Source organism: Rhodococcus sp. MSC1_016 (genome assembly GCF_023667485.2).
GTDB lineage: Bacteria > Actinomycetota > Actinomycetes > Mycobacteriales > Mycobacteriaceae > Rhodococcus_F > Rhodococcus_F oxybenzonivorans.
The window spans coordinates 558188-580605 of sequence record NZ_JAMOZI020000001.1 but is presented as its reverse complement, the minus strand read 5'-3'; the positions used below and the strand labels follow the sequence as shown (position 1 = coordinate 580605).

Annotated in this window: 22 protein-coding genes and 1 tRNA gene; 12 read left to right on the top strand and 11 right to left on the bottom strand. The window is 65.9% G+C overall.

Annotated features, from left to right (window positions below):
* Positions 1 to 157 precede the first annotated feature (157 nt).
* The 6 genes from L1080_RS02540 to L1080_RS02515 all read left to right on the top strand — a co-directional run bounded on the left by L1080_RS02540 (position 158) and on the right by L1080_RS02515 (position 9178).
* Positions 158 to 1612 (top strand): wax ester/triacylglycerol synthase domain-containing protein, encoded by a 1455-nt coding sequence (locus tag L1080_RS02540; RefSeq protein WP_250771728.1) that lies wholly within the window; start codon positions 158 to 160, stop codon positions 1610 to 1612.
* A gap of 17 nt (positions 1613 to 1629) precedes the next feature.
* Positions 1630 to 3885, top strand: coding sequence for a glycerol-3-phosphate 1-O-acyltransferase (locus L1080_RS02535; RefSeq protein WP_250771732.1), 2256 nt, complete (start codon positions 1630 to 1632; stop codon positions 3883 to 3885).
* Positions 3886 to 5319, top strand: coding sequence for an HAD-IB family hydrolase (locus L1080_RS02530; protein WP_250771736.1), 1434 nt, complete (start codon positions 3886 to 3888; stop codon positions 5317 to 5319).
* 105 nt (positions 5320 to 5424) lie between these two features.
* On the top strand, positions 5425 to 5829 hold the full coding sequence (locus L1080_RS02525; protein WP_159925025.1) for a YciI family protein: 405 nt from the start codon (positions 5425 to 5427) through the stop codon (positions 5827 to 5829).
* A gap of 12 nt (positions 5830 to 5841) precedes the next feature.
* Positions 5842 to 7065, top strand: coding sequence for an RNA polymerase sigma factor (locus L1080_RS02520; protein ID WP_250771741.1), 1224 nt, complete (start codon positions 5842 to 5844; stop codon positions 7063 to 7065).
* A 79-nt stretch (positions 7066 to 7144) separates the two neighbouring features.
* A complete protein-coding gene (locus L1080_RS02515; RefSeq protein WP_250771745.1) occupies positions 7145 to 9178 on the top strand; it encodes an ABC transporter ATP-binding protein in 2034 nt (677 codons plus the stop codon).
* A gap of 3 nt (positions 9179 to 9181) precedes the next feature.
* Here the strand turns inward: L1080_RS02515 and L1080_RS02510 are convergent, their stop codons facing one another.
* Both L1080_RS02510 and L1080_RS02505 read right to left on the bottom strand, forming a co-directional pair.
* Entirely contained in the window at positions 9182 to 10021 is an 840-nt protein-coding gene (locus tag L1080_RS02510; protein WP_250771749.1) for an SDR family oxidoreductase, read from the bottom strand.
* Between the two features lie 149 nt (positions 10022 to 10170).
* The gene (locus tag L1080_RS02505; protein ID WP_201453670.1) at positions 10171 to 10314 is read right to left on the bottom strand and encodes a hypothetical protein; all 144 of its coding nucleotides are present in this window, start codon (positions 10312 to 10314) and stop codon (positions 10171 to 10173) included.
* Between the two features lie 647 nt (positions 10315 to 10961).
* Here L1080_RS02505 and L1080_RS02500 point away from each other — a divergent pair.
* The 3 genes from L1080_RS02500 to L1080_RS02490 all read left to right on the top strand — a co-directional run bounded on the left by L1080_RS02500 (position 10962) and on the right by L1080_RS02490 (position 13264).
* Complete coding sequence (locus L1080_RS02500; RefSeq protein WP_109332570.1) at positions 10962 to 11378, top strand: helix-turn-helix domain-containing protein; 417 nt, start codon at positions 10962 to 10964, stop codon at positions 11376 to 11378.
* 177 nt (positions 11379 to 11555) lie between these two features.
* Complete coding sequence (locus L1080_RS02495) at positions 11556 to 12974, top strand: glucose-6-phosphate dehydrogenase (RefSeq protein WP_250771752.1); 1419 nt, start codon at positions 11556 to 11558, stop codon at positions 12972 to 12974.
* 44 nt (positions 12975 to 13018) lie between these two features.
* Complete coding sequence (locus L1080_RS02490; protein WP_250771755.1) at positions 13019 to 13264, top strand: DUF2630 family protein; 246 nt, start codon at positions 13019 to 13021, stop codon at positions 13262 to 13264.
* 7 nt (positions 13265 to 13271) lie between these two features.
* Here the strand turns inward: L1080_RS02490 and L1080_RS02485 are convergent, their stop codons facing one another.
* The 9 genes from L1080_RS02485 to L1080_RS02445 all read right to left on the bottom strand — a co-directional run bounded on the left by L1080_RS02485 (position 13272) and on the right by L1080_RS02445 (position 20425).
* On the bottom strand, positions 13272 to 14288 hold the full coding sequence (locus L1080_RS02485; protein WP_250771759.1) for a hypothetical protein: 1017 nt from the start codon (positions 14286 to 14288) through the stop codon (positions 13272 to 13274).
* The gene (locus L1080_RS02480) at positions 14288 to 14788 is read right to left on the bottom strand and encodes an ImmA/IrrE family metallo-endopeptidase (protein WP_250771761.1); all 501 of its coding nucleotides are present in this window, start codon (positions 14786 to 14788) and stop codon (positions 14288 to 14290) included. The genes L1080_RS02485 and L1080_RS02480 overlap by 1 nt, the downstream gene beginning before the upstream one ends.
* A gap of 2 nt (positions 14789 to 14790) precedes the next feature.
* Positions 14791 to 15597 carry a cell surface protein gene (locus tag L1080_RS02475; protein WP_250771764.1) on the bottom strand — a complete coding sequence of 269 codons (807 nt, stop codon included), beginning with the start codon at positions 15595 to 15597 and terminating at the stop codon, positions 14791 to 14793.
* Positions 15598 to 15842: 245 nt separating this feature from the next.
* Positions 15843 to 16067, bottom strand: coding sequence for a hypothetical protein (locus L1080_RS02470; protein WP_250771767.1), 225 nt, complete (start codon positions 16065 to 16067; stop codon positions 15843 to 15845).
* Positions 16068 to 16399: 332 nt separating this feature from the next.
* Positions 16400 to 16475, bottom strand: a tRNA-Ala gene (locus L1080_RS02465).
* 99 nt (positions 16476 to 16574) lie between these two features.
* Positions 16575 to 17315, bottom strand: coding sequence for a divisome protein SepX/GlpR (gene sepX, locus L1080_RS02460; RefSeq protein ID WP_109332583.1), 741 nt, complete (start codon positions 17313 to 17315; stop codon positions 16575 to 16577).
* Positions 17316 to 17590: 275 nt separating this feature from the next.
* Complete coding sequence (locus L1080_RS02455; protein WP_109332585.1) at positions 17591 to 18226, bottom strand: GNAT family N-acetyltransferase; 636 nt, start codon at positions 18224 to 18226, stop codon at positions 17591 to 17593.
* Positions 18223 to 19482 carry a molybdotransferase-like divisome protein Glp gene (glp, locus tag L1080_RS02450; protein WP_109332586.1) on the bottom strand — a complete coding sequence of 420 codons (1260 nt, stop codon included), beginning with the start codon at positions 19480 to 19482 and terminating at the stop codon, positions 18223 to 18225. Before glp ends, L1080_RS02455 begins: the two co-directional genes overlap by 4 nt.
* Positions 19483 to 19504: 22 nt before the next feature.
* Positions 19505 to 20425: a UTP--glucose-1-phosphate uridylyltransferase gene (locus L1080_RS02445; protein ID WP_250771769.1), complete on the bottom strand. Its 921-nt coding sequence runs from the start codon at positions 20423 to 20425 to the stop codon at positions 19505 to 19507.
* 107 nt (positions 20426 to 20532) lie between these two features.
* Between L1080_RS02445 and L1080_RS02440 the strand changes: the two genes are divergently transcribed.
* The 3 genes from L1080_RS02440 to L1080_RS02430 all read left to right on the top strand — a co-directional run bounded on the left by L1080_RS02440 (position 20533) and on the right by L1080_RS02430 (position 22337).
* Positions 20533 to 21144 (top strand): 5-formyltetrahydrofolate cyclo-ligase, encoded by a 612-nt coding sequence (locus tag L1080_RS02440; RefSeq protein ID WP_250771772.1) that lies wholly within the window; start codon positions 20533 to 20535, stop codon positions 21142 to 21144.
* Between the two features lie 81 nt (positions 21145 to 21225).
* A complete protein-coding gene (locus L1080_RS02435; protein ID WP_109332591.1) occupies positions 21226 to 21534 on the top strand; it encodes an FmdB family zinc ribbon protein in 309 nt (102 codons plus the stop codon).
* A gap of 98 nt (positions 21535 to 21632) precedes the next feature.
* Positions 21633 to 22337, top strand: a complete 705-nt coding sequence (locus tag L1080_RS02430) for an SAF domain-containing protein (protein ID WP_250771775.1) — start codon at positions 21633 to 21635, stop codon at positions 22335 to 22337.
* Positions 22338 to 22418 lie beyond the last annotated feature (81 nt).

The window sequence follows — 22418 nt, the reverse complement described above, 5'->3', positions numbered from 1 at the left end:
CGGCAGCCTACGACAAGCGCACTCGTCGAGCAGGGGTGTGAAGGCGTCGCCCGCCGAGTCCGGGGCAATCCGTCGAATCAGGGGTGTGAACTACGCGTCGGGTCCACACTGGAAAAGCACCAGTTGAGGCAACTCGATCAACCGAATGAGGGTGGGCATGGCCGATGGCGAACCGCTGATACCACCGAGTGCCGTCGACGTCGATTTCTCCGACATCGCCTGGGGAGCGGACCGTACGATGTCCGACTTCGAGACCGGGATGTGGCGGATGGAGGAGGTACAACCGAAGCTGCGTTCGCCGATCGTCGCGGTCGATGTACTCGACGGACCGCCGGACTGGGACCGGTTGGTGCGCGCGCACGAGTGGGCCTCGCACATGGTGCCCCGGATCCGGATGCGCGTGGTCGAGCCCACGCTGCGGCTGGGTAACCCGATGTGGTCGGTCGACCCGGAATTCGACCTCGACTATCACCTCACCCGGGTGCGGTTACCCGAACCCGCGACGTTCGACCACGCCCTGCGGATGTGCCGTCGGATGGCCACCGAACCCTTCGATCGCGCCCGGCCGCCGTGGAGCGCCATGCTGATCGAGGGGCTCGACGACGGTCGCGCCATTTACGTGGTGAAGACGCATCACAGCATCACGGACGGTCTCGGCGGCATCCAGTTGATGACGCTGCTGCACAGCAGACGTCCCGAGCCGTCGCCGGACAAACCGGACCGCCCACCACCCCTGCCGGAGCGGATGTCGGGCGGCGGTGCGTTCTTCGAGCAGACGCTCGGGAACGTTCGCCGGGCGCCGGGTCGACTCGGTGGCCTGGTACGCGGCGCCACCCGCACGGCGATCACCGCCGTCACGAACCCGATCGGGACGGTCACCGACGTCGTCGGTTACGCCAATTCGATCCGCCGGGTGGTCACTCCTCCCCCGGCCACCGGCTCACCATTGTTGCGAGACCGGGGCCTCGGCCGCTGGTTCGGCGTGCTCGAGGTAGGCGTCGACGAGCTGAGGTCGGCTGCGCACCGAGCGGAAGGATCACTCAACGACGCCTATATCGCTGCCCTGCTGGGTGGATTCCGGCGTTACCACGAGTCCTTCGGCCACGACATCGACACCATCCCGGTCGGCATGCCGGTCAGCCTGCGGGTGGCGTCGGATCCGACCGGGGGAAATCGATTCGCCGCAGCACGCTTTGCGGGACCCGTCGGTGAGGTCGACCCGATCGAGCGGATCAAGAAGGTACGCGCGATCGTCCTCGGCTTACGGCAGGAGCCGGCGCTCGGCCTCCTCGACTCTGCGGCGCCGATTCTGGTTCGGATGCCGACGGTGGTGCTCGCAAATTGGTATCTCTCCCAGTCGAGCGGTCTCGACCTGCAGGCCAGCAACGTCGCCGGTGTACCGGTGCCGGTCTACCTCGCAGGAGCCCGGATCGAGAGGATGTTCCCCTTCGGTCCCGCACCGGGTTGTGCCGTCATGGCCACACTGGTCTCGCACGTCGGCACGTGCTGCATCGGCGTCAATCTCGACACCGCCGCGGTGACCGAACCGGGCCGTTTCATGATGTGCCTACAGGAGAGCCTCGACGACATCGTCGAACTCGGCCGTGGATGAACGAAAGGACCACACGAATGGACGAACAGACGACACGGCCACGCGTCTACCTCATCGAATCGATGAGCGACATCGAGGAGACGACCCTGCGCGCGTGGCTGGAACGCCAGGACGGAAGCGACGGGCGTCCGCCGCAGGCCGTCCGCGTCTCGGGTGCCGAATTCGCCGACGTGTGCCGACGCGAGGACGATCCCCTTCTGGTCCCGCTCCGGGTGGTGTGGCGGCCGAGGACCGATCAGCCCGAGGGTCTGCAGCGGGTGCGGGAGTCGCTTCTGCGTGATCCCCTTCATCCCGGTCCGAGCATGCAGCGCAAGATCCTGCGCCGGGAACCCGGCCGCTGCGAGGTGATCGAAGGTGCCCCGGCCCCCTTGAGCGATCTCCGCCGCCGGCTCGCCGAGAAGGGTGGCGGATCGCTGCCAGATTTCGTACGCCGCCAGGCCGCACTGACCCTCGAGCGTGCCGAACGATCCTTGCTGGGAACGCAATACAAGGTGTCGCGGTTCGTGGTCGACGAGATGACCGACACCAGCCGGTTCCACACCGGCATCCACGAACTGGCTGCGCGCCTGGACCTCCCCGCCGCGGAAGTCGATCGTCGCGCTCGGGGCGCCCTCGACGAGATGGTTGCCGCCCAGAGCCGACGCGCGATCGCGTTGTGGGATCAACTGGGCCGCTACTTCTCGCGTGCGTACCGCCTCGACGTCGACACCTCGCGCCTCGACGAACTCCGCGAGCTGAACAAGGAATACTCTCTGGTGTTCCTGCCCAGCCATCGCTCCTATCTCGATCCTCTGGTGCTGCGTCCCGCTCTCCTCGCGAACGACCTCCCCCTCAATCACGTGATGGGAGGATTGAACGTCAGCTTCTGGCCGATCGGACCGATCAGCAAGCGCAGTGGCACCGTCTTCATTCGACGCAAGTTCGACGACGACGAAATCTACAAGTGGTCGCTGCGCGAGTACATGCGCTACCTGCTCACCAAGCGGTTCAACCTCGAGTGGTACATCGAGGGCGGGCGCAGCCGTACCGGAAAGTTGCGGCCGCCCCGCTTCGGGCTCCTCACCTACTTGGCGAAGGCATTCCAGTCCAGTGGGATGTCCGATGTCTACCTCATTCCGGTCTCCCTCACCTATGACCAGCTGTACGAGGTCGGTGCGATGGCGGCCGAGGCCCACGGTGAGGCCAAGACGAAGGAAGGACTCCGCTGGCTCGTCGGATATGTGCGCGCCCAGGGGCAGCGGCACGGGGTGGCCCATGTCAATTTCGGCAGACCGATGTCGCTGGCGGAGTATCTCGGCCACGAGGACGACCTGCGGCTGGCCGTGCAGAAGACCGCGTTCGAGGTGTCGCACCGCATCAACGAAGTGACGCCGGTGACGGCCACGTCGCTGGTGATGCTCGCCTTCCTGGGTATCGAGGACCGTGCGCTCACCGTTCCTGAACTACGCGCCATCCTCGGACCGCTCGTCGACTACATCACCGTCCGGCGACTACCGACGGCGGGCGATGTCGACCTCACCAACCCCGAGGTCATTCGCACGGCGCTGCGCACCCACCTCGACTCCGGTGTGCTGCGCAGTTTCGACCGGGGCAGCGAGCGCGTGTTCTACCTCGGGCGGGACCAGCACCTCGTCGCAGCGTTCTACCGCAACAACACCATTCACTTCCTGGTGATGAGAGCCATCGCGGAAATGGTCCTGCGCGCCGCGGCGGACCAGCCGTTCGGAAACCCGCTCGAGGACGGGTGGGAGGAGGCGCTGCGCATCCGTGACCTGCTGAAGTTCGAGTTCTTCTTCAGCGACAAGGACGCCTTCCGCGACCAACTCCGGACCGAACTCGAGATCATCGACCCCCTGTGGCGGGAGAACATGCGTGACCCCGCGCATGCCGAGAAGCTGCTGTCGACAGCGCAGATCCACTTGGCCCACCGGGTACTGCAGCCCTTCCTCGAGGCCTATGCGGTGGTCTCCGATCAGCTGTTACGCACGCCTACCGACGAAAAGTTCGACGAAAAAGCATTCATCACCGAGTGCCTTTCGCTGGCCGAGCAGCGCCGGTTACGCCAGCAGATCGGAAGCCGGGAGTCGATCTCTGCCGAACTCTTCACGACCGCACTGAAATTGGCGCGCAACCGGGGCCTCGTCGAACCGGGTGCGGAGAATCTCGAGGCCCGGCGAATCGAGTTCGACGCCGAGATCCGCACCCAGGTCGACCGGGTCCTGCGCATCCGGACCCTCGCTCACGACACCCTCGACCAGGTGGTGGGTGAGTAGATGACTGATCTGCGCAGCCTCCACGATGCCATCGCCGCCGCCCCGCCAGGACCCGGAACGCTTGCCGCCTTCGACCTGGATGGGACACTCATCAGTGGGTATTCGGCCAGTGTGGTCTACCGGGATCGTCTGCGGCGCTTCGACATCAGTGTTGCAGAACTGTTGCGCACCACCGGGGCCGCCATGGAGACCCGATTTCGGGGCGCCGATGTGAGCGGCCTGATGCGTATCGGCGTGCAGAGTCTGGCCGGGCGCATGGAGGACGAAATGCAGGAATGGGGGCAGCGTCTCTTCCGGCAGGAGATTGCCCGCATGATCTACTCCGAGGTCCGCGGGCTACTCGCCGCGCACCGGCACGCGGGACACCAGGTGGTGATGGCCACATCGGCTACTCCGTACCAAGCGCAGTCGGTGGCCGAGGACCTCGCCATCGAAGACGTCCTGTGTACTCGGCCCGAAGTCCTCGACGGCATGCTCACCGGTCAGCTGGCGTCCCCTCCGCTGTGGGGTCCGGCGAAAGCTGAGGCCGTGCGCACGTACGCGCAGCAGCACGGCGCAGACCTGAAAAGCAGCTTCGCGTATTCCAACGGTGCCGAGGACCTTCCGATGCTGACGTCGGTGGGTCATCCGGTGGCCCTGAATCCGGATCGGAAGCTGGCGGCCACCGCCCGGCAGAACGGGTGGCCTTCGGTGAATCTGCGGCCACCACAGAGCGGCAACGACCCGGTGTCGATTGCGCGCACCACCACGGCAATCGGCGCGCTGATGGGCGCCGCCGCGTTCGGTGTCTCGGCCGGTCTGGTCACGAGGAACCGCCAGACCGCCGCCAACCTGGTCGGTAGCTTCGGCCCCGATATCGCCCTGGCGATCTGCGGTATCGGGCTGCGGGTGAGTGGCAAGGAGAACGCCGAAGCCGCACGACCGGCGGTGTTCATGTTCAATCACCAGAGTTCACTCGACATGCTGGTGGTCGGCAGCGTCATCCGTCACGACGTGACCGGTGTCGCCAAGAAGGAAGCCGCACGCGACCCCCGATTTCTTCCCGTCGGTGCACTGCTCGACGTCGCGTACATCGATCGGTCGGACAGCGCCAAGGCCAGGGCCGCGCTGCAACCGGCGGTGGAGAAGCTGCACTCGGGCATCTCCATCGCCATCGCCCCCGAAGGCACGCGCACCCCCACTCCTCGTCTCGGCAAGTTCAAGAAGGGTGGGTTCCATCTCGCGATCTCGGCAGGGGTGCCGATCGTGCCGATCGTCATCCACAACGCCGGAGAGCTGATGTGGCGCAACTCGCTGGTCGCACACTCCGGGACCGTCTACGTCGACGTGCTCGAACCCGTCCCCACAGACGGGTGGGATACCTCCGATCTGGACAAGCACGTCGAGGAAGTCCGCTCCCTCTTCGACGAGTGCCTGCACGGCGGGCACCGCTGAAAAGATTCTTCAGAAATACTTCGGCTGGATGTAGAGAAACCGGAATGTGCTCCGTCCTCTTCGCGAAAGGCGTCAGAATGGGCGCCACGAGATGAGGAGAAAACAATGCCGAAGTTCATGCTGCTGCAGAACTACGAGGGCGGACCCGGGTGCACGGTGCCGATGAGCGATTGGGATCCGGCCGACATCAAGGCCCATATCCAATTCCAGCACGACCTCAATGCCGAACTCGCCGCCAACGGTGAATTGGTCGACGCGCAGGGCCTCGCCGGGCCTGACGTCGCGAAGCGTGTCACATTCGACGGCAGAAGCGTTCCTGTGGTGACGGACGGCCCGTTCCCCGAAACCAAGGAACTGCTTGCGGGATATCGCTTGATCGATGTGGAGTCCGAAACCCGCGCACTCGAGATCGCCGCGAAGGCCTCGGCCTCACCCGGACCGAACGGCGTCCCTATCCAGCAGCCGATCGAGGTTCGTCAGGTGATGGGCGCGCCGGACACCGACTTCTGAGACCACCCGACGATGGAGATCGGAGCCGCACTCGAGGACCTGCTGCGCGAACTCGCGCCGCAGGTCCTCGGTGTGCTCGTCCGGCGTACCGGCGACTTCGACGCTGCTGAGGATGCCGTACAGGAGGCGCTACTCGCTGCAGCGCAGCATTGGCCGCGCGACGGCGTGCCCGAAAACCCCCGCGGCTGGCTGATCCAGACCGCCACGCGCAAGATGACCGATTCCATCCGCAGCGAGATCGCCCGACGTACAAGGGAGCACACGGTCGCCCGGCAGGCGCCGACCGATGCAGAAACCGTCGACAGCGACGACACGCTGATATTGCTCTTCATGTGCTGCCACCCGGCGCTGACGCCGGCGTCGGCCATCGCGCTGACCCTGCGTGCCGTCGGGGGACTCACCACCGCCGAAATCGCGAACGCCTTTCTGGTCCCGGAAGCGACCATGGCACAACGCATCAGCCGCGGGAAGCAACGCATCACCGCGTCGGGCATCCCCTTCCGGCGTCCGACGGAAGAAGAATGGACGGAGCGGCTGCGCTCGGTCCTCCACGTGCTCTACCTCGTTTTCAACGAGGGCTACGCCAGCAGCAGCGGCAACGATGTGCACCGCACCGAGCTGTCTTCGGAGGCGATCCGGCTCACCCGCGCCGTCCACGCGATACTGCCCGGCGACGGCGAGGTGGGTGGTCTGCTGGCGCTCATGCTGCTCACCGATGCCCGCCGCCCGGCACGCACCGGTCCGGACGGTGAGCTGATCCCGCTCACCGAGCAGGATCGCACCCTGTGGAACAGCGACTTGATCGCCGAAGGCCAGCGGGTGGTGATGGACGCGGTGGCCGGAGGGGCAGTGGGCCAGTATCAGCTGCAGGCGGGAATCGCGGCCGTCCACGACGACGCGGAACGCGTCGAGGACACCGACTGGGCCCAGATCGTCGCACTGTACGGACTGCTCGTGCGCATGTCCGACAATCCGATGGTGCGATTGAACCGCGCCGTCGCTGCGGCCATGGTGCACGGTCCGGCCACCGGACTGGCGATGCTCGAAGAGCTCGACGGCCCACTCCGTGGGCACTACCGGCTCGATGCCGTCCGCGCGCATCTCCTCGACATGGCCGGGGACACTCGATCGGCGGCGGCGCACTACCGTGCGGCGGCGCGGCGCACCACCAACGTCCCCGAGCAGCAGTACCTTGCCGCGCAGGTGGCCCGGCTCGGTGTCACTGAATCGGGCTGAGACAGCAGTCCATACAGCCCTCGCGCGCAGCCCACCCGTATGCCTCGCCAGAATCGCGACAGGTGGGCACGATGGACGAATGCGCTCCGCCCCGCCGACGTCCTCCCCGGAGATCTCCGACTCCGAGTCCTCGCTGCTGCCCCGGATCTGGGCGCTGCTGCGGCCCTATCGGGGTTGGCTGGTCCTGGTCGGCGCGGCGATCGTCGTGTCGTCACTCCTCGGCGTCGTCCCACCGTTCCTCACCAGGGCAGTCTTCGACCGCGCACTGTTTCCCACCGACGGCAGCGGCGTCCATCTCACGCTGCTGATGTGGCTTGTTCTCGCGATGATCGGGGTGACATTGGTGAGCTCGCTCATCAGCGTCGGCCAGAGCTACCTCACCACCAAGGTCGGCAACCTGTCGATGGCCGATCTGCGCGAGCGGCTCTTCGCGCACCTCGAGAAGATGGAATTGGCCTTCTTCACCTCCACCAAGACCGGGTCGATCCAATCGCGACTGGCCAACGACGTCGGCGGGGTCCGCTCCGTGCTCACCTCCACGGCATCGAGCATCCTGTCCAACGCCGTCACCGTCGCCGCATCCCTCATCGCGATGGTGTTGTTGTCCTGGCAGTTGACGCTTCTCGCCGTGGCACTGCTACCCGGATTCGTCTACCTCCAGCGCCGCGTCGGCGCACGGCGGCGGGCGCTGGCCCGAAAAACCCAGGAGTCGCTGTCGGACATGACCGCCATCACCGAAGAAGCACTGAGCGTCTCCGGTGTTCTCCTGACCAAGGTCTTCAACCAGTCGCAGGCCGAACTCGCGCGCTACCGCGCGGAGAACGCCCGGCAGACCGAGCTCCAAGTACGTCAGGCCATGGCAGGCCAGGGATTCTTCGCCGTGGTGGGTGCCTTCATGGCCATCACCCCGGCCCTCGTGTATCTGCTCGCCGGCTATCTGATCAGCGGTGGGTACGGCCCGGCCATTTCGGCAGGGACCCTCGTCGCGTTCTCGACCCTGCAGGCCAGACTGCTGCAGCCGCTGGTGTCACTGATGCGGGTCACGCTGGACGTCCAGACCTCGATGGCATTGTTCCGCCGCATCTTCGAGTATCTCGACCTGCAGCCGGCGATCGTCGATCGTCCCGACGCCGTCGCGCTACCCGCCGACTCCCCGGGCAAGGTGGAACTCGACGACGTCTACTTCGCCTACCCCACTCCGGTGCGCCTGGCCACCGCCGACCCGGACCCCGTGGCTCTGCGAAGCCTCGGACGCGGCGGAGTCGGCGGCGGGATGCGCGGCTTCTCGGCACCGACCACCCGCACCCCCGTAGTGGCCGACGAGGAGGTCATCGAGCCGCGCCGCCCTCGACGCTGGGCGGTGGCGGGCACCTCTCTCGAGATCGAGCCGGGTCAACTCGCCGCCTTCGTCGGACCGTCGGGCGCGGGCAAAACGACCCTCTGCTACCTGGTACCGCGGTTGTACGAAGTGGACCGCGGCGCCGTCCTCGTCGACGGATACGACGTACGCGACCTGACCATGAGTTCGCTTGCAGACGCGGTCGGGATGGTCACCCAGGACCCGTATCTGTTCCACGCCTCCATCGCGGACAACCTGCGGTATGCCAAGCCGGATGCCACCGACGCCGAACTGCACGATGCGGCCACCGCGGCCAACATCCACCACCGCATTCTCGCTTTCGACAACGGTTACGACACGCTCGTCGGCGAACGTGGCTTCCGGCTCTCCGGCGGCGAGAAGCAGCGTCTGGCCATCGCACGAGTGCTGCTGAAGAACCCGCGCGTTCTCATTCTCGACGAAGCGACCTCGGCACTCGACACCGTGTCCGAGCGGCTCGTCCAGCGAGCACTCGCCGAGGTGATGCGCGGGCGGACCACCCTGGCGATCGCGCACCGGCTCTCCACGATTCAGCATGCCGACGTCATTTTCGTGATCGACGAGGGTCGCCTGGTGGAACGCGGCAACCACGCCGAACTCCTTGCCCGTCAAGGCCTCTACGCGAGACTGCATGCCGAACAGTTCGGCGGCGGCCAGGTGGAGTGTCGCTGCACCGACGGTATTCGATTCACGGACGGCACAGTGCTGGCACCGAGCAGCAGCCGCGAGAACTAGTCGCTACAAGAACTTGCTGAACTGGTCGTTGGCCTTCTGCATCACGAAGTCGTACGGCGGCGAGAACTTCCGGGCCCACCAGTATCCGAACCGGATGTCGGGCGAGGTGTACACCAGATAGCGGTTTCTCTTGATTCCTGTGAGGATGCAGGACGCCACCTTCTCCGGGCTGACCGCTCGCTTCTCGAATCGGTGGATCGCCTTCTCGATCCGCGGGTCGTTCCGATCCACCCCGGCGATCTCGACGGTGCCCACCAGCGGAGTCTTCACGGCACCCGGAACCACGAGACTGACGCCGATACCGTGCCGCTTCAGGTCGAATCGCAGAACCTCGGACACCCCGCGGAGCCCGAATTTGCTTGCGCTGTAAGCGGCATGCCAGGGCAGCGCCAGCAGTCCCGCAGCAGAGGACACGTTGACAAGGTGACCACCGCGCCCCGCCCGCACCATCGGAGGGACGAAGCTTTCGATGATGTGGATCGGCCCCATCAGGTTGACGTCGATCATCGACTTCCAGTGGCGGTGCTCGAGGTTCTCGACCGTGCCCCACGCGGAGATACCGGCGACGTTCATCACGACGTCGAGGCTGCCGAATTGATCGTGAATATCTGCTGCGAACGCCGTCACCGCGTCGTAATCGGACACGTCGAGCGCTCGTGAGAAGCTCACGGTTCCGCCCTGATTGCCGACCTGCTCCACCGTGTGAGCCAAGCCGACTTCATTGATGTCGGTGAGAAAGAGTTCGGCGCCTTCCCCGGCGGCCGCCAACGCCGTGGCGTGCCCGATCCCGCTACCTGCACCTGTGATCAGGCACTTCTTGCCGTCCAGCGTCGTGATCGCCATTGTCGTGCGAGCCCCCGTCCTCACCGATCCGTGTCGGCTGGAAGTCTACGCACGCACAACGTTTGCGCGCACGCCCGAGAGGCGGGAGCACCCGGGTCCTCGACAGCGTGGCGACAGAGCTGAGCCGGCTCTCCCCGAGCCGGCCCACTTCACAACCGCTGCGCCATTTCTTCCTGATATGTCCGGATCGTCCGTTCGATTCCGTTGGCGTCTTCTTCCCGTCCTCTGTGCCGGGCATCGTCGGCGCGCTCGCGCAGAACTCGAATCGCCTTCCGAAGCTCGGCGTCACTCATTCTGTGTTCCATATCACAATCATTCCCGACGACTTCCGGTTTGGCCAGGCATCGCCGGCGGTCGCCGAAGACACCGAGGTAGAGCCGCTGCCGGCGAGCGAACCAGTCAGACCCCATGATCGGCCGTCCTGCGGAGGCCTCGCCGGAAGGCTTCTGGCGCCGCTGCACGGCGGTCGGGCGGTGCAGACACTCCCCGTTCGCAGTAGTGTTCACGGCGCCGTCGCGGCCGAGCGACCTGTCGTAGTTGCAATGCACAACGCAACACAATGGCCCTGAACTGCGAGTACAGGCCCCGCACACTGCCGCATGCCGGCAACTCGAGGCCGTCAGCAAACTCCCAGTGATTGAAAGAGCAATCAGCATTTGCGGCCGGGCGGCCGATCCGGCACATCGGCGGGAACGACCAACTGGACGCTCGGCCATTGAACCGTCAAGAGACGCGCCGGTATGACTTGCACGGAGTCCGAACGGCTGAGCAGCGAGAAGTGCGCGATGCGCCGACCGTCGTTGAAACCTGGATGACGCCGTCAGCGAGCGAAAGCGCACCGTTTCGCCCCTCCGGCTGTGAGTTATCAATCGGTTATCATCATGGTACTGTGTCGTTCACACGACTGACGCGCGCACGAGAGAGGACCCGGCGGCTCACAATGGCAGATTTTGCTGCGCGGTTGAACAAGCTCTTCGACACGGTCCACCCTCCGGGACGTAAACCGCACACCAACGCAGAGGTGGCTTCGGCGCTCATCGCCGACGGGCATCAAATCTCGAAGCCCTACATTTCGCAGCTCCGCTCCGGGCAGCGCACCAATCCTTCGGACGAGACCGTCGCGGCATTCGCCCGCTTCTTCAAGGTGAAGCCCGAATATTTCTTCAACGACATCTACGCAGCCAAGATCGACCACGACCTTGAACTCTTGTCGCAGCTCCAGGGCTACGGACTACGCAAACTGTCGAGCCGCGCCTTCGACTTGTCCGAGGAGTCGCAGAATCTGCTTACCACGATGGCCGAGAAGCTTCGCGCCAGCGAGGGTCTGCCCGAAGTACCGCCGGACGCGTCCCGGTAGCACCGATTTTTCGCGCAGGGCACGAAACCTCCTCCGGCACTGAGCTATACACGAACACGCTGCTCGTATGCCCGGCGTACCGGATGAGCCGAGCCCGACGACCGTCCTTCCTGTCTGAGCGCTGAGCCGACCCGGGAATCGCACGCGCGGCGACTCCCGTTGGCGCATGATGGAGCAATGCCTTACAGACCGCAGCTCGGTCCCACGATTTTCGTGCTCTTTGGCGCCACCGGGGACCTGTCCAAACGGATGGTGCTCCCGGCCTTCTTCCAGCTCGCACGTGCAGGTCTTCTCGGTTCTCGGTGGATGTTGATCGGCACCGTGCGGGGCACCGTCACCGATGATCACTTCCGGGCCCACGTGCGGGACTCCCTCACCCAATTCGGCGGCGGGCACACCGACGACGGCTGGGACGACTTCGCGCAGCGCCTGCGATTCGCCGGTGGCGGTTTCACGCCCGAAGACCCCGGGACGCTACCGAGCATCGTGCAGGACGCGCGGGATTCGCTCGGCGTTCCCGACGCTCAACTCGTCCACTATCTGGCACTTCCCCCGAGCACCTTCGCCGACACCACACGAGCTCTCGGCGCGCACGACCTGGCGCGCGGTTCCCGGGTCGTCTACGAAAAGCCGTTCGGTACCTCACAATCCGCTTTCCGTGAACTCGACGCCGCAGTACACGAGGTTCTCGACGAGAAGCAGATCTATCGCATCGACCATTTCCTCGGCAAGGAAAGCACCCAGAATCTGCACATTCTGCGATTTGCCAACGGGCTGATCGAGGGAGTCTGGAACCGCGAACACGTCGAACAGGTCCAGATCGACGTCCCCGAAACCTTGGACATCGACGACCGCGCCCGCTTCTACGACGCCACCGGTGCGGTCCTCGACATGCTCGTGACTCATCTGTTCCAGGTCGCTGCGGAGATCGCGATGGAGCCGCCCCTGAGCCTGGGCGCCGACGACCTCCAGTCTGCACGCGAATCGGTGATCGGAGCGTTCCGCCCGCTCGACCCCGCCGAAGTGGTCCTCGGCCAGTACGAGGGATACCGAGACGTCGACGGTGTCGCCGACGATTCGGAGACGGAAACTTTCGTCGCCGCACGGTTGTGGGTCGACACCGACCGCTGGCGGGGTGTGCCGTTCCTGCTTCGGACGGGCAAGATGCTGGGGGTCGCGAAGCAACGCGTGAGCCTGGTGTTCCGGAGCCCGGAAGGCCCTCTTTCCGACATCCCGCCGGACGGCGCCGTGCTGACCTTCGATCTGTCCGGGGACGGCGAGATCGACATGTCGATGGTGGTCAAGGAGCCCGGTCCCGACGACGAACTGTCGGTGGGCCACCTGAGTCTGCCTCTCGACACGGTGCCACTCGGCCATGCTCTCGCACCGTATTCGCGCCTCATCCTGGACGTGCTGCACGGCGACCGGTCACTCTTCACCCGTCCGGACGGGCTTGCCCACGTCTGGGACGTCGCCGACCCGTTGCTGAACAGGCCGCCCGCCGTCAAGCTGTATCCGGGGGGATCCATGGGACCGCCGGAGGCCGACAAGCTCGCCTCGCCGTGTGGATGGCTGGTCACGCAGTCGACCGGATGAGCCGCCCTCCGCGACAAGTGGACTCAGACCGAAGAGGAGACGACATGGACAACGAAGAGATCGAGAAGCGTATTCAGGCTCTCGTCGAGCAGGAGCACGAACTGCGGGCGCAGTTGCAGGACAGCGAGCTGGCCCCCGACAAGGAACGCGCACAGCTGGCCGCGTTGGAAACCTCACTCGATCAGTGCTGGGACCTTCTGCGCCGACGCCGGGCTCGTCTCGACGCAGGACAGAACCCGGACGACGCCTCGGTCCGTCCGGCGTCGGACGTCGAGGACTACCTCCAGTAGAAAGCGGTCAGGGCACCGACTCTTCCGATGCCGCCTCCGTGGCCGCGACCGGCACGGGCGAGTGACGGATATCGGCGTACGCCTCCGCGAGTTGCAGCACCCATCGGCGCGGTGACATCCCCTGCGGTGGAGCTATCCACTCGGTGTCGAGCACCTCGGAACCGGCTGGGTCGTCGATCCAACGGGCCAGAATTCTGCTGCGCTCGGTAGTCGACTCCGGCAGATTCTGCGCCCGCGTCTCGAACATGCCCGCGCCCGCCTGCAGATACAGCGCGTCCATGACGTGAGCGATCGAATCAGACGCCCGCAGAACGGTGGTGCTGCCCTTGCCGTCGCCCTCCACGACTTCGGGGAATCGGGAGACGAGCACAGAATGCAACGCACTCATCCGGCGTAGATCGCGACGTGCGCGCAGCCAGGTCTCCATCAGCACCCACACCGTGCCGGCCGAAACCACCACAGCGGCGGTCGTGTACGCACCGGAGGATCCGATGATCCACATCTCCCCCGCCGCCTCCCGGACGAGTCCCACGGCCGCGGCGACGAGAACCATCGCCGATCCCACCACGACGAGGGCGATGCCGCGGCCGAGAGGGGTCCATGCGACGTGCCAGATACCGGTGATCACCACCGATGCCAGCGCGAGCACGATGAACACCAGGGCCGGGACGGGGTAACCACCAGCGAGGGCCGTTCCGACCAGGACCGCGGCCGCATAGATCACGGTGGCCACAGCGCGTAGGGCGCGGCGCGGCAAAATCGGCCAGACCGACACCGCACCTACGGCGCTCGCGGCAGCGAAGAGGGTCCACGCCAACTCGAGGAGGATCTCCGACAGCCCGGCCGTCGGCGCCAGCGCGTCGAGACGCAAGGCGACATCCGGGACGGCCAACGTAGACGCGCACGCGGCGCTGGACACCGCGATCACCATCGCGATCCGCAGTGGTGTCGGTTGGCGTGCCGCGACCCTGCCTGTGCGGGCGCCGGCTGCGATCCAGACGACGAGCGCGACAACCCAGCCCATCAGCCGATCGCCTCGTCGTAGCGGAGCACCGACACCGGCGTACCCCTGCCCTTCATCGTCCTGAGCTGCAGGAGCAACATCGACGCGAAGGTCTCCGCCTCCCACTCCGCCACGTCACCGGAAGTCTGCTCGCCGCCACGCATTCGCGAGCGCTGACTGAGCATGTACGCGATCAAGTCGTCGCCAACCTCGAGCGTTGCCGCGACGATCTCGGCACCCTCATGCCGAAACACGATGTGCCCCAGTTCATGTGCGAGAGTGCGGTCGACGTCGGGAAGTCCCGGGGCCAGCACGATGACGTCCCTCTCCGGATAGGCGCGTCGCTGACCACAAACTCCCGGTGCCATCGGCGTCGTGAAGTCGAGTTCGATGGGACGCTGCCGTTCGCGGGCAACTGCGTCTACGACATCCCCGAGTGAGACCGCTTCTGCCCGGGCGGCAGCGTCACAGACCGCATCCACGGCTGCCGCCACCCGTCGATGAGAACGGCTTCCTGCCACGACTAGATTCCTCCCGTAGGTGCCGGCGGGAAGAACTCCGCCCGGGCGGCCGCGATGCGCGCCTGCTGTGCGCGCGCACCCTTGAAGGTCAGCGCACCGGCCCCACCCGCGCAGCCGAGAAGGAGTCCCACACCGCCGAGCACTGCAAACGCAGGTAGTGGCTCACTATGGACGACCGGCGCGACTGCCGGCGGTGCGGAGTCCGGAACTGCGGCGGGTGCCGGTCGCACGTCGGGCGGCACTGGGTCCTGCGCTGGTACGTTCCCCTCCGCAGCATCGCCGGGAAGGCTCGTTCCATCGGAGTATGGTGGCGCGTCCGCCGCCGGCGGGCCCTGGGGACCTCCCGGCGAGGTGACAGGCCCGGGACCTTCCGGTCCACTTCCCGAGGCAGGGGGTACCCCTACTGCCCAACCTCCGTCGCCGGATTCGGGATCGCTCGACGTGTCGGGACGGGTGATGTTCGGTACCGGGCCCGACGGTAGGTGCCCGTACGGGGGAACGACCACCTGTGGAGCGGGAGGGGTCGACGGCTCACTGGTCTCGGACGGCTCCGTCGTCTCCGAAGGATCGATGGTTTCGGATGGCTCGGTAGTTTCGGAAGGCTCGGTGGTGTGGGGGTTATGGCCGCAGTCGTGATATCCCTCGCACGGGTGTGACCCCATACCTGGATGCGTCGAGCCGCCGCCGACGTCGGGATCTGCAGATGCGGTCGACGGGAACACCGAGAAAGTGCCCCATCCGAGAACGGAGAGAAAGGCCAGCGCGAGCCCCAGCATGATCAGGTTCCGGATCACACGACGTGCCGCCACTGCGCACCCCCCTCTGGTATCGATCCAACACCTCAGGCGGCGTCGACGCTGCCATGGTAACGAGCGGACGGTCCGGAGGTGCTGGTGGTGCCGGAGTCGGGGGCCGGCACCACCAGCGATGCCCGAGCCAGGTGGGACTCGGGCGGCTTTGTCGGTGAACCACCGAAGGCACGCGTGCGTCGGATGGTTCATCGCAGGGACAGCGTCGGTGGGCCGCCGGAACTATGGGGGTGGCGTGTCCGACGTCAGAACGTCCCGGCGACCGTCACCTCGGACGGTCGCACGGCAGCGTTCGGTGCCGGCTGGACATCGGTCGCGAACGAAGTGGCGTGGCCCATCATCGCCGCCCTCGCACCCATTGCGACGGCCGCCGCCGTGCCTATTACGACGGCTTTCGCCGCTGTGCTCATCGTGACGGCTGCCGCCGCTCCGGCGAGCGGAGCGCGGGCGGCACCGGATGAGCGCCTCACGTTCACAGCACGTTCACCAGCAACATCGTCGCAGCAATCGTCGCCACCACGGTCGCTGACGCGAGAGCATCCGAGATTCTCTGCCTTGCCTGCATGTTCTCTACCCCGATCGATTGACCCCTCGATGACCTGTGATCAGTAGACCTTGCCCAGTTACCGTTTAGCAACTTCTCTGTCCCAAACGTGACGCGGCACACTGCCACACGGCGCGCTGGCGCACACCGGCTCCCCCAATACGGAAGAGCACGGCGACACGAAGAAGCACTGCGATGCACAAAGAGCACTGAAACACAGAAGAGCACCTCCTCCGAAGGGAGGAAGTGCTCTTGTGATGGTGGAGCTGAGGGGAATCGAACCCCTGACCTCTTCGATGCGAACGAAGCGCGCTACCAACTGCGCCACAGCCCCTGATGCAGACCCTGCGATCTGCTCGGCAAACTCTAGCAGGCCACCCACACAGGGGGCGAATCGCCTATCCGGTTGCGGCTTTCGGCTCCCGGCGACGGACTATTCACCGGCGGCCCGACGCATCGTGGCGTGCTGCATGCGCTCGTCGTCGAAGCGCTCGAGATGATCGAACTCGGGGTCCTCGTCGTCTACTTCGAGCACAACGGCGCCGGGACGCCGCAGCCGGGCGGGGATGAGTCGCAGTTCCTCGTCGCTACGAGACTCGACACCCAGCCGGGAGCGATTGAGCCGCGCGGTTCTGCGCCTCCGGATCTCCTGCTCGATCTGGACCTGACGGCGGAGGTAGGCGAGATAACCGACGAGGCCGACGACGCCGGCCACGAAAATCCACCACATCACCGGGGCAATGATCAGCGCGAGCGCCGCGGACATGATCGTGCCGAATACGAGGCCGAGTACCGAGCGCTGGCGGAAGGCGTATCGGGCCTCCCGCGCGATCGCATCGGCCTCCGGGTCGAAGCCACCACGCCCACGTCGCACCGGCACGTAGTCACCGACCGGGGCCCGGCCGGTGTCGAGATCGTCTTCGTCTGCGTGAGTATCCACAAGGTCCTCCGCGTCGTAGCCGTAGTGGTCCGGTTCCGGTTGCCAGTACGGGTCGCTGCGGTGTCCTGCCGCGGGACCGCGCTGCACGGGGCGCTCGTCACCGCGGTGCAGCACGCGCGTCGCGAGAGCAGCGTCACTGGTTTGCCGGATCCGGGGGCGGTTGTTGACCAGCATCGGGACCAGGACGAAGAGCCACACGACGACGAGCCCGATCCAGAGAAACGAGTTCGGCATACGGCAGCCTCCTCCCAATCGTCTACCAGCACGGATACCGCTGTTGACACTCCCAGGCTAACCGCATGGACACGCACATCTTCGCAGACGCGCCGATCTCACCATACTCAGGTGTCACATGCGTAACGCGAAAATGTGGCGCTCGACATGCTCGAAAGCGACGTGAATTCTTCTTCCGCCGGGAGTGCCCGAAACGGCGACCTCGACCGGCAACGTTTGATACCGTCAGATAACTGCTGTGTAGCTGGACGATTGTCCAGACGCTTTTGCGGCTGTTACGCCCATGTCGCTTTGCCGCTCCGGACGAGGGAATCGGCGACAGTTCCCATCACGTCCTCGACCGTCATGCCGACCAGGATGTGGTCACGCCACTGGCCGTCGACGTCGAGGTACCTCTTCAAAAGACCCTCTTCACGGAATCCGACATTGCGGAGCACCGCCTGGCTCGCCAGGTTCTCCGGGCGCACGGTGGCCTCGATGCGATGCAGTCCCACTGGACCGAACGCGTGATCCAGCCCCAGCGCGAGGGCTCCCGTTGCCACGCCGAGTCCGTTGACGTCGCTGGCCACCCAGTACCCGATCCACGCCGAACGCAACGCACCGCGAACCACATTGCCGATCGTGATCTGCCCGCAGAAGTTTCCGTCGAGCTCGATCGCCATCGGCAACATGCGACCCTTTCGCGCCTCGGAGCGCAGGCTGCTGCACAGTCCCGGCCACCCCGAAATATGGTGCCGCGCATCCCATGGCGCTTCTCCGGTCGGTTCCCACGGCTCGAGATGGGCACGGTCACGGATGCGCAGCCGACTCCACGCCGCGGCGTCGCGCAGTCTGATGGCACGCACGGTTACCACCCCGCCGTTGACGCGGAGTGGGCCGAGGTGCGGCGGCCAGCCCGGATGCTGGGTCATCCCCGTTGCGCCAGGAACGCCACGTCCACCTGGTCACCGGTACGCACCTCGGTGACTTCAGGGTCGATCAGCACGAGACAGTTGGCTTCGGCGAGCGTGGCGAGAAGATGCGAGGACGCTCCGGGCGCACCGCCGAGCGCCTGGACCAGGTATTCACCGGTGGCCTCGTCGCGCATGAGCTGGCCCCGCAAGAATCCCTTGCGGTCTTCGATCGACGTGATGGGTGCGACAGTGCGTGCGGTGACGACGCGGCGCATCGGCTGCCGGCGTCCCAGCGCGATCCGAATGAGGGGACGGACCATCACTTCGAAGACCACCAGCGCACTCACCGGGTTCGACGGGAGAAGAAAGGTCGGGACCTCGTCACGGCCGAGCTGGCCGAATCCCTGCACCGACCCGGGATGCATCGCGACCCGGTCGACCTCGAGATTGCCGAGGTCGGCGAGTGCGTCGCGGACATCCTCGGAGGCCCCTCCCCCGACCGCACCCGCGATCACCACGATCTCGGAGCGAATCAGTTGCCCCTCGACCACCTCGCGTAGGCGCCGCGCGTCGGCGCTCGCGATGCCCACGCGATTGACGTCGGCGCCCGCGTCACGCGCGGCGGCGGCAAGCGCATAAGAGTTGACGTCGTATACCTGACCGGGCCCAGGGGTCCGGTCGACGTCGACGAGTTCACCGCCCACGGAAATGACGGACAACCGCGGCCGTGGGTGCACCAAGACCTTGTCGCGACCGACTGCCGCCAGCAATCCGACCTGAGCCGCTCCGATGATCGTGCCCGCCCGCACTGCGACATCTCCGGGCTGGACGTCGTCGCCCGCACGACGCACGTAGTCGCCGGAGCGGACCGGTTTGTAGATTTTGACGCGTGCGCGTCCGCTGTCGGTGCGGTCGAGCGGCAGCACTGCGTCGGCGAGCGTCGGGAGCGGGGCCCCCGTGTCTACCTTGACCGCCTGTCGCGGCTGGAGACGGATGGGCTGCCGGGAGCCGGCCGACACTTCCCCCACGACGGGAAGTGTCAGCTCGACGGGAGCGCCGTCGTCGTCACGAAGGTCGGTGCCGGCGGCCTGGACATCGACGCTGCGAACGGCGTACCCGTCGATGGCCGCCTGGTCGAAACCTGGAAGCGGCCGCTCGGTGACCACTTCCTCGGCACACAGCAGTCCCTGCGCTTCGGAGATCGCGACCCGGACCGGCCGCGGCGCCACGGCAGCCGCGGTCACAATGGTCTGTTGCTCCTCGACCGACCGCATGTAGTTCGTGCCTCCCGAGCTTCTAGGAATCCGCCCGCTTCAATCGGTCGGTCAGCCATTCACGCAGCGACGGGCCGTACTCGTCGCTGTTCAAGGCAAAGTCAACAGCAGCGCGGATGTACCCGCCGGGATTTCCGAGGTCGTGTCTCGTTCCGCGGTGCACGACCACGTGCACGGGATGGCCGTCCTTGATGAGGAGGGCGATGGCGTCGGTGAGTTGCAGTTCACCACCCGCTCCCGGTTCGATACGGCGCAGGGCGTCGAAGATGTCCCGGTCGAGGATGTAGCGGCCGGCTGCCGCGAAGGTCGAGGGAGCGTCCTCGATGGCAGGCTTCTCCACCATTCCGGTGACCTTGAGGACGTCCGGGTTGACGGCATCAGGCACCGTTTCGACCTCGAAGACGCCGTAGGAGCTGACCTGATCCTTGGGTACATCGATCGCGCACAGGACGGTGCCGCCGCGTTTGTGGCGCACCCGGGACATGGTCTCCAGTACGCCCCGGGGCATCACCAGGTCGTCGGGCAGGAGTACGGCGATGGCGTCCTCGTCGTCGTCGAGAACCGATTCTGCGCAGCTGACGGCGTGACCGAGCCCGAGAGGCTGATCCTGGACGACGGATTCGACTTCGAGGAGGCCCGGAGCCTTCCGAACCTTCTCGAGAAGGTGATACTTGCCGCTCTCCTTCAGCTTGCTCTCGAGGACGAGATCCTCGACGAAGTGGGCAACCACACCGTCCTTGCCCGGCGACGTCACGATCACGAGGCGTCCGGCCCCGGAATCAGCAGCTTCACCGGCGACGAGCTCGATACCCGGGGTGTCGACCACCGGGAGCAGCTCTTTCGGCACCGTCTTGGTCGCCGGCAGGAATCGGGTACCCATTCCTGCTGCGGGCACGACCGCCGTGCGAAAGGCGCTGTTGGTGTGCGGAACGGCATCTGTCATGCCCCACACCATAACTGTGTAGAGCTACTCAGCAGTCACCAAGCGGCCGTGAACGGCCACGGAGAACCCGCCGAGAATGCCTGCTCGGGTGCTCCTACAGTGGTCGCATGCAGGCGCGAAGCAAAGCCGAGTGGCGGGAACAGGTACTTTCCGGCCGACGTGCACTGGACTCGGGCGTGCGAGCGGCCGAGGATCGGGCACTCGCCGAACTGGTCACAGTCGGTGTCGCGGCTGATTCGGTGGTCTGTGCGTACGTTCCCACGGCACTCGAGCCGGGGTCGGTGGATCTCCTCGACGCCCTCGCCGGCATCGTTCGACGCGTCCTCGTCCCCGTCACTCGCGGTCCCGGGCCGCTGTTCTGGTCCGAATACACCGGTGCCCGGCAGCTGGTCGATGCACCATACGGCCTGCTCGAGCCGACGGGAGCCGTCCTCGATCCAAAAGAAATCCGGACGGCCGAGATCGTTTTCGTGCCCGCTCTGGCAGTCGACCTACGAGGCGTCCGCCTCGGGCGAGGAGCCGGCTTCTACGACCGCACGCTCGGACTCGCGACACCGCAGACCCGTCTGATCACGGTGGTCCGCGACGAAGAACTGGTGGCAGAACTCCCTGAAGATCCTCATGACGTGCGGATGGGCTGGGCACTGACACCAGGTTCCGGACTCGTCCGCCTGGGCGAGGACGTCGAGTCCGGCCCGGGAAGAAATGCCGCGGAATAAGGTGCTGATTAGCGTTGTTGGCACTGTCGACTGTAGAGTGCTAACACCTGCGGTTTGACTACACAGTGCGGAGGAGCCCCAGTGCCCACTTATTCATACGCGTGCACGGAATGCGATAACCGCTTCGACATCGTTCAGTCGTTCAGCGACAATTCGCTGACCGTCTGCCCTGCATGCTCGGGCAAGCTTCGCAAGCTGTTCAACTCCGTCGGAATCGTCTTCAAGGGCAGCGGTTTCTACCGCACCGACAGCCGCGGGTCCTCGGGAGCCGCCAGCGAACCCGCCAAGACCGAGTCCGCGCCCGCTGCGAAGGCGGAAAGTTCGTCAACGGCGTCTTCTAGCTCGACGAGCACCGCGACCGCTGCGCCGGCCAAGGCTGCAGCCAGCTAACTTCACTCGCGGAACCTCTTTATCCACAACTTCTCGCCTATCCACAGGCAGGCCGGTCGCTGCCCCTCGCGGGCCGGGTGGGGTCCTAGCGTCGAATCATGTCACGCAACCCCGCCCGGAATCGGGTCACCCGGGCGCACCGAAGCCTCGGTCCTTCCTGGTTCGATCGCCTGTCCGTCCTCACCCACCCGAGCTGGGCACGTACCCTCGTCGCACGACGCGTAGCAGCAGCCGGTCTGGCGTGCCTTGCCGTCGCGCTCGGACTTCGCGGCGACCCCGACTCTGCTCACTCTCCCGTCGTGGTCGCTGTGCGCGACCTTCAACCGGGACGAATCCTCGTCGATACCGATCTCGAGGTACGGCAACTCGAAGTGCGGAGCCTTCCCGACGGAGCCGTCACGGCACTGTCGGATGTCAGTGGTCGCACACTCGCCAGCCCAGCTCGCGCAGGCGAAACACTCACGGACGTGCGAGTGCTGGGACCACGCCTGGCAGCGACCGCCGCGGGTATCGAGGATGCGCGCATAGTCCCGGTTCGCCTCGCTGATCCGGCAGTGGCGGAACTTCTCAGGGAAGGTGATCGCGTCGATGTCCTGACCGTCGACTCGGACACACCAGCACACTCGGGGCGGCCGCAGAATGCCACCGTGTTGGCCTCCGACGCCGTCGTCGTACTGGTCACTCCGTCGGGGAACGGCCGTGACCAGCGCGATCGCGTGGTGATGCTGGCTTTGCCGGCAACCGAGGCCACCACGGTGGCCGCTGCATCGCTCACCAATGCGATCACCGTGACATTCCAGTGATCCGCCACCTGCGCCGCCTCTGATCTAGGCTTTTGCCCGGACAGTGCCGACTGACGTGCCACCCACTGGAGGAGACATCGA

Bases quoted from the DNA above. Each gene is read 5' to 3' on its own strand.
- L1080_RS02540 (WP_250771728.1), top strand. From the start codon at position 158: ATGGCCGATGGCGAACCGCTGATACCACCGAGTGCCGTCGACGTCGAT.
- L1080_RS02535 (WP_250771732.1), top strand. From the start codon at position 1,630: ATGGACGAACAGACGACACGGCCACGCGTCTACCTCATCGAATCGATG.
- L1080_RS02530 (WP_250771736.1), top strand. From the start codon at position 3,886: ATGACTGATCTGCGCAGCCTCCACGATGCCATCGCCGCCGCCCCGCCA.
- L1080_RS02525 (WP_159925025.1), top strand. From the start codon at position 5,425: ATGCCGAAGTTCATGCTGCTGCAGAACTACGAGGGCGGACCCGGGTGC.
- L1080_RS02520 (WP_250771741.1), top strand. From the start codon at position 5,842: ATGGAGATCGGAGCCGCACTCGAGGACCTGCTGCGCGAACTCGCGCCG.
- L1080_RS02515 (WP_250771745.1), top strand. From the start codon at position 7,145: ATGCGCTCCGCCCCGCCGACGTCCTCCCCGGAGATCTCCGACTCCGAG.
- L1080_RS02510 (WP_250771749.1), bottom strand. From the start codon at position 10,021: ATGGCGATCACGACGCTGGACGGCAAGAAGTGCCTGATCACAGGTGCA.
- L1080_RS02505 (WP_201453670.1), bottom strand. From the start codon at position 10,314: ATGAGTGACGCCGAGCTTCGGAAGGCGATTCGAGTTCTGCGCGAGCGC.
- L1080_RS02500 (WP_109332570.1), top strand. From the start codon at position 10,962: ATGGCAGATTTTGCTGCGCGGTTGAACAAGCTCTTCGACACGGTCCAC.
- L1080_RS02495 (WP_250771752.1), top strand. From the start codon at position 11,556: ATGCCTTACAGACCGCAGCTCGGTCCCACGATTTTCGTGCTCTTTGGC.
- L1080_RS02490 (WP_250771755.1), top strand. From the start codon at position 13,019: ATGGACAACGAAGAGATCGAGAAGCGTATTCAGGCTCTCGTCGAGCAG.
- L1080_RS02485 (WP_250771759.1), bottom strand. From the start codon at position 14,288: ATGGGCTGGGTTGTCGCGCTCGTCGTCTGGATCGCAGCCGGCGCCCGC.
- sepX (WP_109332583.1), bottom strand. From the start codon at position 17,315: ATGCCGAACTCGTTTCTCTGGATCGGGCTCGTCGTCGTGTGGCTCTTC.
- L1080_RS02455 (WP_109332585.1), bottom strand. From the start codon at position 18,226: ATGACCCAGCATCCGGGCTGGCCGCCGCACCTCGGCCCACTCCGCGTC.
- glp (WP_109332586.1), bottom strand. From the start codon at position 19,482: ATGCGGTCGGTCGAGGAGCAACAGACCATTGTGACCGCGGCTGCCGTG.
- L1080_RS02445 (WP_250771769.1), bottom strand. From the start codon at position 20,425: ATGACAGATGCCGTTCCGCACACCAACAGCGCCTTTCGCACGGCGGTC.
- L1080_RS02440 (WP_250771772.1), top strand. From the start codon at position 20,533: ATGCAGGCGCGAAGCAAAGCCGAGTGGCGGGAACAGGTACTTTCCGGC.
- L1080_RS02430 (WP_250771775.1), top strand. From the start codon at position 21,633: ATGTCACGCAACCCCGCCCGGAATCGGGTCACCCGGGCGCACCGAAGC.